Origin of the sequence: Actinobacillus suis ATCC 33415 (genome assembly GCF_000739435.1) — a bacterium.
GTDB lineage: Bacteria > Pseudomonadota > Gammaproteobacteria > Enterobacterales > Pasteurellaceae > Actinobacillus > Actinobacillus suis.
Map to the genome: position 1 here is coordinate 1,768,878 of NZ_CP009159.1, position 13,909 is coordinate 1,782,786.

18 protein-coding genes are annotated in these 13,909 nt (G+C 40.3%); 8 read left to right on the forward strand and 10 right to left on the reverse strand.

The window, feature by feature from the left end:
- Positions 1-156 precede the first annotated feature (156 nt).
- From dapD to accC, 5 genes are all read left to right on the forward strand, one after another.
- Positions 157-981 carry a 2,3,4,5-tetrahydropyridine-2,6-dicarboxylate N-succinyltransferase gene (gene dapD, locus ASU1_RS08040; RefSeq protein WP_005602738.1) on the forward strand — a complete coding sequence of 275 codons (825 nt, stop codon included), beginning with the start codon at positions 157-159 and terminating at the stop codon, positions 979-981.
- A gap of 64 nt (positions 982-1,045) precedes the next feature.
- Positions 1,046-1,510, forward strand: a complete 465-nt coding sequence (gene aroQ / locus ASU1_RS08045; RefSeq protein WP_014992257.1) for a type II 3-dehydroquinate dehydratase — start codon at positions 1,046-1,048, stop codon at positions 1,508-1,510.
- Positions 1,503-2,291: a glycosyltransferase family 32 protein gene (locus ASU1_RS08050; protein WP_014992258.1), complete on the forward strand. Its 789-nt coding sequence runs from the start codon at positions 1,503-1,505 to the stop codon at positions 2,289-2,291. Before aroQ ends, ASU1_RS08050 begins: the two co-directional genes overlap by 8 nt.
- 171 nt (positions 2,292-2,462) lie before the next feature.
- Positions 2,463-2,930 carry an acetyl-CoA carboxylase biotin carboxyl carrier protein gene (gene accB, locus ASU1_RS08055; RefSeq protein WP_005622043.1) on the forward strand — a complete coding sequence of 156 codons (468 nt, stop codon included), beginning with the start codon at positions 2,463-2,465 and terminating at the stop codon, positions 2,928-2,930.
- 155 nt (positions 2,931-3,085) lie between these two features.
- Entirely contained in the window at positions 3,086-4,429 is a 1,344-nt protein-coding gene (accC, locus tag ASU1_RS08060) for an acetyl-CoA carboxylase biotin carboxylase subunit (RefSeq protein ID WP_005605929.1), read from the forward strand.
- Positions 4,430-4,471: 42 nt separating this feature from the next.
- Here accC and mobA read toward each other — a convergent pair whose 3' ends face one another.
- Entirely contained in the window at positions 4,472-5,563 is a 1,092-nt protein-coding gene (gene mobA / locus ASU1_RS08065) for a molybdenum cofactor guanylyltransferase MobA (protein WP_014992259.1), read from the reverse strand.
- An 85-nt stretch (positions 5,564-5,648) separates the two neighbouring features.
- Here mobA and ASU1_RS08070 point away from each other — a divergent pair, with 85 nt between their 5' ends.
- Together ASU1_RS08070 and dsbA are read left to right on the forward strand one after the other, a co-directional pair.
- Positions 5,649-5,918 (forward strand): YihD family protein, encoded by a 270-nt coding sequence (locus ASU1_RS08070; RefSeq protein WP_014992260.1) that lies wholly within the window; start codon positions 5,649-5,651, stop codon positions 5,916-5,918.
- A 40-nt stretch (positions 5,919-5,958) separates the two neighbouring features.
- The gene (dsbA, locus tag ASU1_RS08075; RefSeq protein WP_014992261.1) at positions 5,959-6,597 is read left to right on the forward strand and encodes a thiol:disulfide interchange protein DsbA; all 639 of its coding nucleotides are present in this window, start codon (positions 5,959-5,961) and stop codon (positions 6,595-6,597) included.
- Between the two features lie 62 nt (positions 6,598-6,659).
- On the opposite strand, the gene ftsN is transcribed toward dsbA, so the two are convergent.
- The 5 genes from ftsN to ASU1_RS08100 all read right to left on the reverse strand — a co-directional run bounded on the left by ftsN (position 6,660) and on the right by ASU1_RS08100 (position 10,763).
- Positions 6,660-7,586 carry a cell division protein FtsN gene (gene ftsN / locus ASU1_RS08080; protein ID WP_014992262.1) on the reverse strand — a complete coding sequence of 309 codons (927 nt, stop codon included), beginning with the start codon at positions 7,584-7,586 and terminating at the stop codon, positions 6,660-6,662.
- A gap of 112 nt (positions 7,587-7,698) precedes the next feature.
- Positions 7,699-8,454 (reverse strand): class I SAM-dependent methyltransferase, encoded by a 756-nt coding sequence (locus tag ASU1_RS08085; protein WP_014992263.1) that lies wholly within the window; start codon positions 8,452-8,454, stop codon positions 7,699-7,701.
- Between the two features lie 116 nt (positions 8,455-8,570).
- The gene (locus ASU1_RS08090; RefSeq protein WP_014992264.1) at positions 8,571-9,239 is read right to left on the reverse strand and encodes a M15 family metallopeptidase; all 669 of its coding nucleotides are present in this window, start codon (positions 9,237-9,239) and stop codon (positions 8,571-8,573) included.
- A gap of 18 nt (positions 9,240-9,257) precedes the next feature.
- The gene (gene dapE / locus ASU1_RS08095) at positions 9,258-10,391 is read right to left on the reverse strand and encodes a succinyl-diaminopimelate desuccinylase (RefSeq protein ID WP_014992265.1); all 1,134 of its coding nucleotides are present in this window, start codon (positions 10,389-10,391) and stop codon (positions 9,258-9,260) included.
- Positions 10,392-10,412: 21 nt separating this feature from the next.
- Complete coding sequence (locus tag ASU1_RS08100; protein ID WP_014992266.1) at positions 10,413-10,763, reverse strand: ArsC family reductase; 351 nt, start codon at positions 10,761-10,763, stop codon at positions 10,413-10,415.
- Between the two features lie 211 nt (positions 10,764-10,974).
- Here ASU1_RS08100 and ASU1_RS08105 point away from each other — a divergent pair, with 211 nt between their 5' ends.
- The gene (locus ASU1_RS08105; RefSeq protein WP_039195383.1) at positions 10,975-11,676 is read left to right on the forward strand and encodes a DUF5358 family protein; all 702 of its coding nucleotides are present in this window, start codon (positions 10,975-10,977) and stop codon (positions 11,674-11,676) included.
- Between the two features lie 48 nt (positions 11,677-11,724).
- Here the strand turns inward: ASU1_RS08105 and folP are convergent, their stop codons facing one another.
- Genes folP through ASU1_RS08125 form a run of 4 tightly spaced genes read right to left on the reverse strand, consistent with a single transcriptional unit; the run spans position 11,725 to position 13,904 of the window.
- Complete coding sequence (gene folP, locus ASU1_RS08110; protein WP_014992268.1) at positions 11,725-12,570, reverse strand: dihydropteroate synthase; 846 nt, start codon at positions 12,568-12,570, stop codon at positions 11,725-11,727.
- A 29-nt stretch (positions 12,571-12,599) separates the two neighbouring features.
- Entirely contained in the window at positions 12,600-13,181 is a 582-nt protein-coding gene (locus tag ASU1_RS08115) for a hypothetical protein (RefSeq protein ID WP_014992269.1), read from the reverse strand.
- Positions 13,181-13,486, reverse strand: coding sequence for a nucleotidyltransferase family protein (locus ASU1_RS08120; RefSeq protein ID WP_014992270.1), 306 nt, complete (start codon positions 13,484-13,486; stop codon positions 13,181-13,183). The genes ASU1_RS08115 and ASU1_RS08120 overlap by 1 nt, the downstream gene beginning before the upstream one ends.
- Positions 13,470-13,904, reverse strand: a complete 435-nt coding sequence (locus ASU1_RS08125; protein WP_014992271.1) for a nucleotidyltransferase substrate binding protein — start codon at positions 13,902-13,904, stop codon at positions 13,470-13,472. The genes ASU1_RS08120 and ASU1_RS08125 overlap by 17 nt, the downstream gene beginning before the upstream one ends.
- Between the last annotated feature and the right edge of the window lie 5 nt (positions 13,905-13,909).

Consider the following 13,909-nt stretch of genomic DNA (forward strand, 5'->3'; position numbering starts at 1 on the left):
AAGAGAGAATAAGCGGTTAGATTTGTGCAAAATTTTGCAAAAAGTTTTGTCAATCTAACCGATTGTCTTTTTTCTAGTAGCAAAAAATGGCTATTTATGTTAAAAATTACGACAAATTTTCTCTCACATTCCCATTCACATTAAAGGAACACAACAATGTCTTTACAAGCAATTATTGAAGCGGCATTTGAGCGTCGTGCTGAAATCACACCAAAAACTGTTGATGCAGAAACTCGTGCTGCAATCGAAGAAGTTATCGAAGGTTTAGATAGCGGTAAATATCGTGTAGCGGAAAAAATTGACGGTGAGTGGGTAACTCATCAGTGGTTAAAAAAAGCGGTTTTACTTTCATTCCGTATCAATGACAACCAAATCATTGATGGCGCAGAAACCAAATACTACGACAAAGTAGGTTTAAAATTTGCCGATTACACTGAAGAACGTTTTGCACAAGAAGGTTTCCGTGTAGTGCCGTCTGCAACAGTACGTAAAGGCGCATATATTTCTAAAAACTGCGTATTAATGCCATCTTATGTAAACATCGGTGCATACGTGGGCGAAGGTACGATGGTTGACACTTGGGCAACCGTAGGCTCATGCGCACAAATTGGTAAAAACGTTCACTTATCTGGTGGTGTAGGTATCGGTGGTGTATTAGAACCATTACAAGCAAACCCAACTATTATCGGAGATAACTGCTTTATCGGCGCACGTTCAGAAGTGGTTGAAGGCGTAATCGTAGAAGACGGTTGTGTAATTTCAATGGGCGTATTTATCGGCCAATCAACCCGTATTTATGACCGTGAAACCGGCGAAATCCACTATGGTCGAGTACCGGCAGGTTCGGTGGTTGTTTCTGGTAGCCTTCCGTCAAAATGCGGTAAATACAGCTTATATTGCGCAGTTATCGTGAAAAAAGTTGATGCGAAAACATTAGGTAAAGTGGGTATCAACGAATTACTTCGTACTATTGAAGAGTAATTAAATCTTTCCGCCCCCTTCTTGCAAAAGAGGGGGATTTTTTTACCGCTTGTAAGGAATCGATATGAAAAAAATTCTTCTCCTCAATGGTCCGAATTTAAATATGTTAGGTAAACGTGAACCGCATATTTACGGTTCACAAACCCTCGCAGATATTGAACAACACTTACAACAATCGGCACAGGCACAAGGCTACGAATTAGATTACTTCCAAGCAAACGGTGAAGAGCCGCTGATTAATCGTATTCATCAAGCCTTTCAAAATACCGATTTCATTATTATTAATCCGGGTGCATTTACCCACACTAGTGTTGCGATTCGTGATGCGTTATTGGCTGTGTCTATTCCGTTTGTTGAAGTCCATCTTTCGAATGTTCACGCCCGTGAACCTTTCCGCCATCATTCTTATCTAAGTGATGTTGCAAAAGGCGTGATTTGCGGTTTAGGTGCAAAAGGTTATGATTATGCGCTCGACTTCGCAATTTCAGAATTACAAAAAATACAATTAGGAGAAATGATGAATGGCTAATCCGGTGAAATATGAATCGCTGATTGTCGTCTGTAACGGTTTAGAACGCTTATTCGGCAATATTGTTAAAGTATTAAGCTACCCGTTTCATGCCGTTTTGCCTAAACTTCGTTTTACCATTCCGGAATATAGTCCGGCAAAAATTAAGTCGAAGCAAACTACCCGAATCACGAAAACCATTTGGCAAACCAATTATTCAAACAAAGTAACGTTACCGGTATATGCGAATTATCTGTTTAACCGCTTAATGTCGCTAAGTTACGATTATCGCTATGTCAGTACTGAAGATCGTGAGGCTTATATTAAGGCGAATGCTGATGAACGCACATTTAATGCTTATAGCAAGCTAACCGACGGTGCGGCGCAAGCAGATTTTTGGCGTGTGTTTACATTATTGCAAGAAGGCGGAATCTATATTGATATTGACGGGCATTTGGTCTTCCCAATCTCACAAATTATTCGGGAAAATGATCAGGAAGTCTTAATTAAACGTCGTGACAAATATACCAATTTCTTTTTAGCTTGCGAGAAAGGTCATCCTATCTTAAAAGATACGCTCGAAATTATTGTCAGCAATATTGAAAATCGCCGAATTGAAGGCGGTGTCTTCGTGATGACGGGGCCGGATACACTGAATGCCGCAATTGGTAGCAAACAAGTCAATACTCGCCGAGACAAAGTGACTTGCGCACAAGGTACTTTCACCAACGAGTATTTTCAGTATATTGACAAACCTCGTAGTAAATGGAACTACAAAAAGAACGAAGATTTATTAAAATAAGTTCGCTTTGTAACTGCTACGATGAGTTATAAAATTGCGTGAATATCGCCAATTTTACGAGATTTTATTCGCAAAATTGGCGAAATTCAGGTAATCTAGACAAGATTTTTACTCTGCACAGTATTGTGCAGAGTTTCTCTTTTTAATTGACTATAAAAACGGAATCTCACTATGGATATTCGCAAAATCAAAAAACTTATCGAATTAGTTGAAGAATCAGGCATCACTGAATTAGAAGTGTCTGAAGAAGAAGGTACAGTACGTATTAGTCGTGCTCAACCGGCCGCATCAGCGGCAGTGCAATATGTTGCGGCACCTCAAGCGGCAGCGGTTGCGCCAGCAGCGGCTCCTGTTGCACAAGCGGCACCTGCAGCTGCAGCGCCGGCTGCATCAGCAGAAGTAAGCGGTCACGCAGTGCTTTCACCAATGGTAGGTACTTTCTACCGCAGCCCAAGCCCAGATGCAAAACCATTTATTGAAGTAGGTCAAACAGTAAACGTTGGTGATGCATTATGTATCGTTGAAGCAATGAAAATGATGAACCGTATCGAATCAGACAAAGCCGGTGTGGTTAAAGCGATTTTAGTAAACGACGGCGAAGCGGTTGAATTCGACCAAAAACTTATCATCATCGAATAATTTATTCACCACGGAAATAACGGAATACACGGAATTCTACAAGCTGACAAGCGGTCTATTTTCTCTCAAATTTTGCAAAAAAATCAGTAAAATTGACCGCTTACAGCTTCTTCTGAGTGTTCCGTTCTCTTCCTTGGTAAAAGGGGAAAACTCCAATGTTAGAAAAAGTTGTCATTGCAAACCGTGGTGAAATCGCATTACGTATTTTACGTGCGTGTAAAGAGCTTGGTATCAAAACGGTTGCGGTTCACTCAACGGCTGACCGTGAATTAAAACACGTGCTTTTAGCGGACGAAACAATTTGTATCGGTCCAGCACCTTCAGTAAAAAGTTACTTAAATATTCCAATGATCATTGCCGCTGCAGAAGTGACTAACGCAGACGCAATCCACCCAGGCTACGGTTTCTTATCTGAAAATGCGGACTTTGCCGAACAAGTAGAAAACTCAGGCTTTACCTTTATCGGCCCGACTGCCGACGTGATTCGTTTAATGGGCGATAAAGTATCGGCAATCAATGCAATGAAAAAAGCGGGCGTGCCTTGCGTACCGGGTTCTGACGGCCCAGTGGGTAACGATCCGGTAAAAAACAAAGAAATTGCAAAACGTATCGGTTATCCGGTTATTATTAAGGCGTCTGGCGGCGGCGGCGGTCGTGGTATGCGTGTGGTATACAACGAGAAAGATCTCGAAGAATCTATCGCAATGACCAAAGCGGAAGCGAAAGCAGCATTTAATAACGATATGGTGTACATGGAAAAATATTTAGAAAATCCACGCCATATTGAAATCCAAGTTTTAGCGGATACACACGGTAATGCGGTTTATTTAGCGGAACGTGACTGTTCAATGCAACGCCGTCACCAAAAAGTGGTGGAAGAAGCACCGGCACCGGGTATTACCCCTGAATTACGTAAATTCATCGGTGAACGTTGTGCGAATGCGTGTCGTGAAATCGGCTATCGTGGTGCGGGTACATTTGAATTCTTATTCGAAAACGGTGAATTCTATTTCATCGAAATGAATACCCGTTTACAAGTAGAACATCCGGTAACAGAAATGATCACCGGCGTGGACTTAGTAAAAGAGCAATTACGTGTGGCGGCAGGTCTTCCGATTTCAATTAAACAAGAAGACATTAAAGTGAAAGGTCATGCGATCGAATGCCGTATCAATGCGGAAGATCCGAATACCTTCTTACCTTCTCCGGGTAAAATCACACGTTTACACGTGCCGGGCGGTTTAGGCGTACGTTGGGATTCTCACATTTATACCGGTTATACCGTACCACCGCATTATGATTCAATGATCGGTAAATTGATTACTTTTGCAGAAGATCGTGATATTGCAATCCGTCGTATGCAAAATGCCTTATCAGAAACGATTGTAGAAGGAATTAAAACCAATATTCCATTACACAATCTGATTATGGAAGACGAAAACTTCCGTAAAGGTGGCACGAATATCCACTACCTCGAGAAAAAGCTCGGTCTTAAATAAGCAACAAGCGGTAAGATTTTCAGTAAATCTTACCGCTTTCTTTTAGCTTTTAAGCCATTGCTGAATGAAATCCGCAATCTGCTCAACATCATTAATATCTAAGCGATTCTCTCGTGTGAGCGGGTAATCGGTCGCAGTTGCAATTGTCCATTGATCTAACTCCGGTAACGGTTTTTCAATTGCTTGGCGGTGCAGCTGAATCTTGGCAATCGGCTCGTGTTTAAAACCTTCCACCAAAATTAAATCTACAGTTTCAGGATTAAATTTTGCAATTAATTGCTGAAAATCGACCGCTTGTGTCGGTGTTTCAGTCATTAATGCCCAGCGCTCTTCACAGGCAATCATAGTCGGATTTGCACCGGCTACACGTAAGCGATGACTATCTTTACCCGGTTTATCTACTTCAACATTGTGATGAGAATGTTTAATCAGCCCGACTCTAATGTTACAAGCGGTCAATTTTGGAATTAATTTTTCCAATAAGGTAGTTTTGCCAGTGCCGCTATAACCAGTAATACCCAATAATTTGGGTGTGTTCGTAACTGTTAAACTAAAATTTTCCAAATCGGCAAAGGTATTCATATTTTGAAAAGCAGCTTTTTGCTCGGAGAAATCTACCGCAACACTTTTTTGTGTTTGGAAAAATTGGAATAGGCGACGCTCACCGCTTGCCAGATAGTGACGGAGCGGTTCAGCTACCGAACGATGAATCAAGGCAATAGTAGGATGCGCTCGCTCACCGTCATGCACATAAGCGATTTGAGCTTGATTGATCGCTAATGCGACCGAGAGTTTTTTCACTAAATTATTTGGTAAGAATGGCGTATCACATGGGACGAATAACAGATATTCGCTGGCAATGTTTTCAAAGCCGGATAGCATTCCGCTCAAAGGTCCTTGGAAATCGCTCAAACTATCGCCATAAAAAGGCAATTGTGGGAAATGTGTTTGATATTCGGCTTGTGCTCGATTGATATTCAAATGAATCTGAGCAATCTGTGGCGTAAGACGTTCCACAATATGCGCAATTAGCGTTTTACCGTTCAATATCTGCAAGCCTTTTTCTGCTCCATTCATACGGCGAGCAAGCCCACCGGATAAAATGACCGCAGAGATTTGATCTATTTGTAACATTTTATGTCCAAGTTTTTTGCAAAAGTATGGCTAAAAGTATATGATTCCGAAAACTTTTCAACAAGGATTTTTAAGGAAGCAAAGTATGAAATGCAAACGTTTAGAGGAATTACTTGAGTTATTAGGTGAACATTGGCGTAAAAACCCGGATTTACATCTGATGGATATTTTACAACAACTTTCAGTTGAAGTCGGTGAACCAGATAACTATGCCGCATTACGTGATGAGGTTTTAATTTATCAATTAAAAATGCGTAATGCAGATAAACACGAGCCGATTCCCGGCATTAAAAAAGATTATGAAGAAGATTTCAAAACGGCATTATTACGTGCCCGTGGAATTTTAAACGACTAAGATAGTCCAATAGGCGAATCTATTTATTTGAGGAAACATAATGAAAAAATTTGCATTAAAATCAGCATTAGTAGCACTTTCCGCACTTTTTACCGTAAATTCAACAGCGTTAGCGGCAGCTCCGGCAGAAGGTAAAGAGTATACACAAGTGCGCCAAGCGCCTTCGGCACAAAAAGAAGTAGTAGAGTTTTTCTCATTCTACTGTCCACATTGCTATGATTTTGAATTAACTTATAAAATCCCAAGCCAAATTAAACAGGCACTTCCGCAAGATGCAAAATTAGTTCAGTACCACGTGAACTTCTTAGGTCGCCAATCTGAGAATTTAACTCGTGCATGGGCATTAGCAATGGCATTAGGCGTGGAAGATAAAGTGAAAACCGCATTATTCGAAGCAGCACAAAAAGATGCATTCAAATCAATGGATGATATCAAAGCGATATTTACTGCAAACGGCGTTAGCGAAGCGGATTTTGATAATGGCATCAACAGTTTTGCGGTAAACGGTTTAGTAAATAAACAAGTGCAATTAGCGGAAGATTTTAAAATTCGTGGTGTACCGGCATTTTTCGTGAACGGTCAATACCAACTGAATATGGAAGGTTTTGCGGATTCACAATCAACCAATGAATTTATTAAGCGTTATGTAGATGCAGTAACATTCTTACTGAAAAAATAATAACGAATCAGTTACAAAAAAGGCTCAGTTACAAAACTGAGCCTTCTTTATTTCTAATTCGATTACATCGAAACAATCACACATTCCGCTACGCTACGGGCATTCGATTGTGCAGTCGATGCTGCTGCTCTGTCTCCAACCGGACCGACAAAAACACGATTCCAATCAGAACTTGAACTAATACGCGCATTAAAACCAGCCATCGCTAAGCGAGCCTGCATATTTTCAGCTTGCGCTTTATTCTTAAATGCACCGCATTGTAAACCGAAACGACCCGCTTGATTAGTTGCTTTATCTGCTGGTTTTGCCGCACTTGCAACTACTTTGGTTTGTTCCGCTTTTTTCGCTTTTGCTGCTGCGAGTTTTGCTTGTTGTTCTGCGCTTGCTGCGGTTTCCACCGGTTTAGCCGTTTCAACCGGAGCTTGGTTCTGCTTCGCAAGCTCTTGTTGTTTCTTCAATTCTGCTTGCTTACGTTTTTCTTCCGCTAATTTCGCCGCCTTTTGTTCAGCCGCTTTCTTTGCAGCTAACTCTTCCGGTGTTAACGCAACAACCGCAGGTTGCGCTTCTGTTACTGTTTCAGTCGATGCTGCCGGTGTCGCTGCTTCAGGCTGAGTTGCCGGTTTTTCCGATGCTAAACGAGCCGCTTCTTCTTGCTTTAATTTTGCCTCAAGCTGCTGTTTTTGTTCTGCTGAAAGCTGAGCTAATTTTTCTTGTGATTTCTGGCTATTGTCGGTTAACACTTCACGTGTTTCCAAATCACGAATATAGCTATACACCTCTTCCGGTCGACTCGGTAAGGCAGGGCCTTGCGGCTGCTGAACTGGTTGAGTCGGTTGCGCTACAGGTATTGCTTGCGTCGGTGCATTTTCTTTTAATACCCATAGACCAATCCCACCAGCCAAAAGTAAGAGAATGATAATCCCTAAAATGAGAGATTTATTAGTACCCTTTTTTTTGTTCGAGCGGGCTGCATAATCACGTTGTGGCACGATAACACCTTGTCCTATTAGACCTAAAAAACTATAAAGATTGTGATCCTACTAAAAAAACAGTGCCTTGCCTAGAAGTTCATAGGACAAGCAGTCTGATTTTCACAAAAATTTACGCAGATTTTAAATGTGAAAGATAAACATCAAAGCGGTGATTTTTCGTGGTTTGCGAAAAATCCGGTTTTTGCCCCGCTAAAAAGGGCGCATAGTCCGGACGTTTTACCACCACTCTTTTACGGGCAAGAGCTTTTGCCGGCGCAAAAAAATCATCTGAATCTAAATCTGCACCAACTAAATGTTGGAATACTCGCATTTCTTTTTTCACTAACGCACTCTTTTGTTTATGCGGATACATCGGGTCGAGATAAACCACATCAGCCATTTGCTGTGCTGCGTCTAGTAACGAGATATTACGCACGTCGGCTAAAATCATTCGTTCTTGCATAAATGTGCCGATTTCCGGATCGGCATAGGCTCTTGCCAAACCGTCTTCCAATAACGCCGCTACAATTGGGTTACGTTCAATTAATAATACTTTACAGCCGACAGAGGCCAATACAAAAGCGTCTCTGCCGAGTCCTGCGGTAGCATCAATAACCGTAGGTAAATAATCACCTTTGATCCCCACTGCTTTTGCTACCGCTTCGCCTCGACCGCCACCGAATTTACGGCGGTGTGCCATAGTGCCATCGACAAAATTCACGGTAATCGCACCGAGTTTCGGTTCGTCCAGTTTACGCAGCTCTAAACGCTCGTCAGTTAAAACTAGCGCAAGAATAGCGGATGGGTCGTGAGCTAGTTGCCATTTGTCACAAATTTGCTGAAATTTCTCAGTATGCGAAGATTCGTTGATAAGTTGAATTGTCATTATATTAATTGCAAAAAAATTATTCGGTAATTAACCACGGAAAGCACCAAGGTACACAGAATAAGAAAAAGTATGTGCTATTTCCGTGCCGTCGGAGTATTCCATGGTAGGAAATATCAGCTAAATAGCTGATTAAAATGTTCAAGTAAGCAGGGTTTACCGGCAAGAGGTTCATTTTGCCACGATTTTTGCAAAATCTCATGACTGAATAGCTTTTCATATTCCGCGGAAATCGGACGATAACTGATGTGCCAAGGCTCATAACCAACTTTGATATTATTCACACCGTTGAAAGGAAAATAAAAACCGAAATGTTCGGCATTATGGTGCAGCCATTCGGCTAATGGTGCGAAATAACCGCCGGTTTGGTATTCCCAAGGCTCAAGCTGTAAATTTTGCCCTTCCGGCAGCAAATCGGGATCAAAAATATCAATTTCCGTTCCCCAATGATGACGGCTGGAACCGGGTACTGCCGACCAGCGCATCATCGCTTGGATTTTGTGTAAATCGTCCAATTTAGCCATATCAATCGCACAGCCGCTATCATCATGTACTTTGCGTTCACCATTAAATTTTGCATTCCAAATCAGCATTTGGCGTTCGAAATCACGATAAGTGCTAGCAGGCTGTAAATTAAAACCGGCTTCTTTTGCTGCCTGCTGCAATGCTAGAAAGGCATCGACCACCTCAGCTTGCAAAAAGTGTTTATTCGATAACGGATTCGGCAACGGCACAAGATGTTCGCGTGTTTTACCGGTGAGGATTTGTTCGAGGCTTGCTATCATTTTAATCTTTCCTCAGCATTAACTTTTGAGTAAGTATTCGAGGATTTGATAGTACACCTCTCCACATTTGCCAAGGTCATCAACATTAACACATTCATTCACTTTATGAATAGTAGCGTTTAACGGCCCGAACTCGACAACTTCCGCACCCATTAATGCGATAAAGCGACCGTCTGAAGTCCCTCCGCTCGTATCTAAACGAGGGGTAATTTTTGTGACATTTTCGACCGCTTGTACTGCTGCTTTGACTAATTCCCCATTACCTGCTAAAAACGGTTTACCAGATAAATTCCAGCTAATGCGGTGTTTTAACTGATATTTAGCTAACATTTCCGCCACTTTGTTTTTGATAATTTCATCGGTCACTTCGGTGCAATAACGTAAGTTAAATTGCACGTATAATTCGCCCGGAATGACATTATTACTACCGGTTCCCGCTTTAATATTAGCAATCTGTAAACTGGTCGGTGGGAAAAATTCATTCCCGTTATCCCATTGATAAGTGGTTAATTCGGTTAAGAAATTTAATGCCATATGCACCGGATTTTCGGCTAAATGCGGATAAGCAACATGGCCTTGTACACCTTCGATATAAAGATCACCGGTAATTGAGCCTCGTCTGCCATTTTTAATCACATCGCCTAACACTTTGCCGCTAGAAGGTTCTCCCACTACGCAATAGTGAATCGGTTCGCCTCTCGCCATCAGTGTTTCCACCACTTTTACCGTGCCGTCTTTTGCCGCCGCCTCTTCATCGGAAGTAATCAGCAATGCAATCGTGCCGGCATGGTTTGGGTTTGCTTTAACAAATTCTTCTGCGGCAACAACCAGAGCGGAAAGCGAACCTTTCATATCTGCCGCACCACGTCCGTAAAGCATATTATCCACAATACAAGCTTCAAACGGAGGATAAGTCCATTGAGTTTCATCACCAACCGGCACCACATCAGTATGTCCAGCAAATGCAATTACAGGATGTCCGCTACCATGCTTCACCCATAAATTTAACGTATCGCCGAATGGCAACCACTCGAGTGTAAAGCCTAACTGCTGCAAACGATCTGCAATCACTTGTTGACAGCCTTGATCAGCCGGACTAATTGAGGGACGACGAATTAAATCTTGTGCGAGGTTGATGATGTTGTTTTTCATATTCTAATTTCCAAAAATAAATTATTTACCGAACGCTTGTTCATATTGTTTGACATCAAAGCCAATGAGCGCAATACCGTCTTGTAAAATAATCGGGCGTTTAATTAGGGTCGGTTGCTCTAATAGCACTTTTAATGCTGTTGTACGATCTAGATTATTTTTAACCGCGTCATCTAAATTACGCCAAGTAGTTGAGCGCTTGTTCACCAAAGCTTCCCAACCGAATTGGCTCTCAATTTGTTCAAGCCATTCAGTAGTTAATCCCTCTACACGATAGTCATGTAAAACGGGTTGTAGCTGATATGCTTCAAGCCATTTAAGCGCTTTTTTTACCGTGTCACAGTTTTTAATCCCATATACTCGTACTGTCATGATAAGTTCCTTTAGCTTGCTCAGAAAAGTTAAATACTCTAGTGCTTTTTGTAGTGTGATACAAGGTTATCGTAAAATATTCTTCAATAATTTATCCTGATTGATAAGTTAAAATTAAGGTAATAAAGTTATTCAAATTATAAAATTTGTAATGAAAAATTGAAAATACTCTGTATAATTTGCGAACTCTTCTACAAAGGTACTACCACTAATGAAAAAATTAACATTCAGGACGCTCACATTATTTATTGTGTTGCTGCTGACTGCTTGCGGAAGTTACACTGATTCGAACTCATCCAACACAAGAAAAGCAAAATATCAGATTTCGAATGAAGATGTACAAAAATGGGTCATTGAAAAAAACAAATACGAACAATGTCTCTATCCTAAGGAACGGAAATCTAAGGGTGCTAAATTATCCGAGGGTAATCGAATGTTGTATCAAATGGCTGTTTATCAAACGACTCTCAGCCAAGTGATTGGAGAAGATAATTATCTTATCCTTACACAAGATCCAGCTTCACAACGTTTTTTAGCTAAAAAATTGCAACAGCACGGACATTCACAAAAGGCACAATTTAGCCAAGCTTGGTGTAATACATTGAAAGCGACTTATTTACAGCCGACAAAAGCCAAAAAGGCTGTCACTAAGCCGACTAATGTCAAAAAAACAACGAACAAAAAAACAAGAAAAGCTAAAGTAACTAAAAAATCAGCTCGTATTGTTAGAAGCGAAATTGATAATAGCGATAACCAAGATCAATTAGATATCGCACAAGAAGAAGTAATTGAGCCGGTAGCGCTACCTGTTCAACCTGAAGAAAAAGAATCATCTTTCCAAGAGCCACAAGCACCAAGTGATCGAATCAGAGTCAATTGGGAACCGGTGAAAAACGAAGTGTATTCTTACTAAAGGCTAAACAAAAAGAGATGTGAAGATTAACTCACATCTCTTTTTTATTTATTCACATTCCGCTACCGCCTTCCAGACTTTCAACATATCGGCAGTTTCTGCTACATCATGTACACGAATAATTTTAGCGCCGTTTTGCACCGCAATTAATGCACCGACCACCGAAGCTGTCACACGTTGCTCAACTGGTCTGCCGGTTACCGCTCCGAGCATGGATTTACGAGATAAACCGGCAAGCACTGGAAAACCGGCATCCGAAAAGGCTTTTAAATACTTAAGCAGCGTAAAGTTATGCTTTACACTTTTACCAAAACCAAAGCCAGGATCGAGGATAATATGTTCTTTTGGAATCCCAGCCGTGATACATTCAAAAATGCGTTGATTGAGAAAATCCGCCACTTCTTCCAATACATCATCATACACCGGATTTTGTTGCATATTCTGCGGATTACCTTGCATATGCATTAAACAAATCGGCAAACCTAACTCAACAGCAGTGTCTAGCGCATTCGGCTCGGTTAAGGCTCGAATATCATTTAGAATATCGGCACCTGCTTCTGCTGACTGTTTAAACACTTCCGCTTTTGAACTATCAACCGAAATCAAACAATCAAAACGTTTCCGCACCGCTTCCACTAACGGTACAACACGTTCCAACTCTTGCTCCAATGTCACAAGTTCCGCATTAGGGCGAGTTGATTCACCACCGATATCAATAATATCCGCTCCGTCATTCAACATTTTTTCCACTTGGAATAACGCTTTATCTAAACTGAAAAACTTACCCGAATCGGAAAAAGAATCAGGGGTAAAGTTTAAAATCCCCATAATTTGCGGCTGAGTTAAATCTAACAAGCGGTCTTTTTTTTGATAATTTTTGAAATGAATTTGCATGGAATGTACTTTTATCCTTTAAATAACATTTATTGATATTTAATATAATCATATTCAATATAACTTCCCAATAAAGAAATTCTTTTCTTTATTATTAATTTTGACTTAATAGGGAATTTATTATAGATAATTCTAGATGTTAGCGTTTCTCTTCCAAAACTATCAGATTTTATTTTGGTATAATAATATTTACTTCGTCCATGACCAGAACTTTCCTTATCATAGACTTCAGCAAAATAAGTAGTATCCTGCCCTAAATAACGCGTATAAGGATATGAAATTATTGGCATAGCAAACCAAGCGAAAATTAATGGTGTTACTACTATTTTTAGAAATTCCTCTCCCCAAGAAAATTTTTCTAATTCTTTGTCAATTTCTTCTTTTGCTTTTTTAGAAAAAGTATTTTTATATTTTTCAATAAGTTTATCGTATCTATTTTTATTTCCTATTGTTTCTTTTATTAAGAAAGGTAAACATATAATATAAGCAACAATAATATAAACGACACCAAATGCAGAGCTTATATCATTATTTTTAGTAATATAAATAGAATACAATAGAATAGAGAGCACAATAATAAAAATTGCAACTCCCTTTTTTTGGGAATTCATTATCCGTTCCCTTGTAGTACAACATAATTCGTCAAAATATTGGTATGAAAACTAATAGGTAATCGTTCCCATTGATGAATATCTACTAACATTGGTAACAGGCTATTTTGGAATGCAGCTTGTAACTGAACAAGATCAGCATCGCCTTTTACCACAAGATCCAAATCACTTCCCTCGTGTCCATTACCATTTACACGGCTGCCATAAGCCCACACCTCTGCAAGCGGTGCATTTTCCGCCAAAATTTGCAAAATAACGGATAGATGTTTTGGCTTAACTGCTAATTTTTCAATCGGCTGACGCATCAAAAACCTCTTTCATTACACCGGCTAGTGTACGTAAATCAACTAAATAGTGGGGCAACATTGTTAATGTTTCTTCGGCAAAAACCACCCCATAATCGTGGGCGGTAATATTACGATTTGCTCGGTAAGTTAACCAACGTTCAGTCGCAGCTTCGTCAAGTAAACCGTGTTTATTGGCATAGCGAAATAAGTCATTGAATACTAGACGATCTATTTCTCGTGGACTACCACTATACAATTTCAGTACTTTTCTAAGTAATTTCCCTGTCGTTTCTAAAGAAAGTTCAAAGCTCTTAATAGCTACATTACGAAATAAATCATATAACACAGTCTCTTTAGGATCCGTTTCCGTTAAACGTAAAATGGCTTGTTCCAAAGTGTCTGCTGTATGTTGCAGATGCTCGACACTTAAACTCATCACAG

Coding starts and splice junctions, on each gene's coding strand:
- ASU1_RS08050 (WP_014992258.1), top strand. CDS start 1,503: ATGGCTAATCCGGTGAAATATGAATCGCTGATTGTCGTCTGTAACGGT.
- dapD (WP_005602738.1), top strand. CDS start 157: ATGTCTTTACAAGCAATTATTGAAGCGGCATTTGAGCGTCGTGCTGAA.
- ASU1_RS08090 (WP_014992264.1), bottom strand. CDS start 9,239: ATGATAGCAAGCCTCGAACAAATCCTCACCGGTAAAACACGCGAACAT.
- ASU1_RS08085 (WP_014992263.1), bottom strand. CDS start 8,454: ATGACAATTCAACTTATCAACGAATCTTCGCATACTGAGAAATTTCAG.
- ASU1_RS08120 (WP_014992270.1), bottom strand. CDS start 13,486: ATGCGTCAGCCGATTGAAAAATTAGCAGTTAAGCCAAAACATCTATCC.
- dsbA (WP_014992261.1), top strand. CDS start 5,959: ATGAAAAAATTTGCATTAAAATCAGCATTAGTAGCACTTTCCGCACTT.
- ASU1_RS08125 (WP_014992271.1), bottom strand. CDS start 13,904: ATGAGTTTAAGTGTCGAGCATCTGCAACATACAGCAGACACTTTGGAA.
- ASU1_RS08115 (WP_014992269.1), bottom strand. CDS start 13,181: ATGAATTCCCAAAAAAAGGGAGTTGCAATTTTTATTATTGTGCTCTCT.
- dapE (WP_014992265.1), bottom strand. CDS start 10,391: ATGAAAAACAACATCATCAACCTCGCACAAGATTTAATTCGTCGTCCC.
- mobA (WP_014992259.1), bottom strand. CDS start 5,563: ATGTTACAAATAGATCAAATCTCTGCGGTCATTTTATCCGGTGGGCTT.
- folP (WP_014992268.1), bottom strand. CDS start 12,570: ATGCAAATTCATTTCAAAAATTATCAAAAAAAAGACCGCTTGTTAGAT.
- ASU1_RS08105 (WP_039195383.1), top strand. CDS start 10,975: ATGAAAAAATTAACATTCAGGACGCTCACATTATTTATTGTGTTGCTG.
- accB (WP_005622043.1), top strand. CDS start 2,463: ATGGATATTCGCAAAATCAAAAAACTTATCGAATTAGTTGAAGAATCA.
- ASU1_RS08100 (WP_014992266.1), bottom strand. CDS start 10,763: ATGACAGTACGAGTATATGGGATTAAAAACTGTGACACGGTAAAAAAA.
- aroQ (WP_014992257.1), top strand. CDS start 1,046: ATGAAAAAAATTCTTCTCCTCAATGGTCCGAATTTAAATATGTTAGGT.
- ASU1_RS08070 (WP_014992260.1), top strand. CDS start 5,649: ATGAAATGCAAACGTTTAGAGGAATTACTTGAGTTATTAGGTGAACAT.
- accC (WP_005605929.1), top strand. CDS start 3,086: ATGTTAGAAAAAGTTGTCATTGCAAACCGTGGTGAAATCGCATTACGT.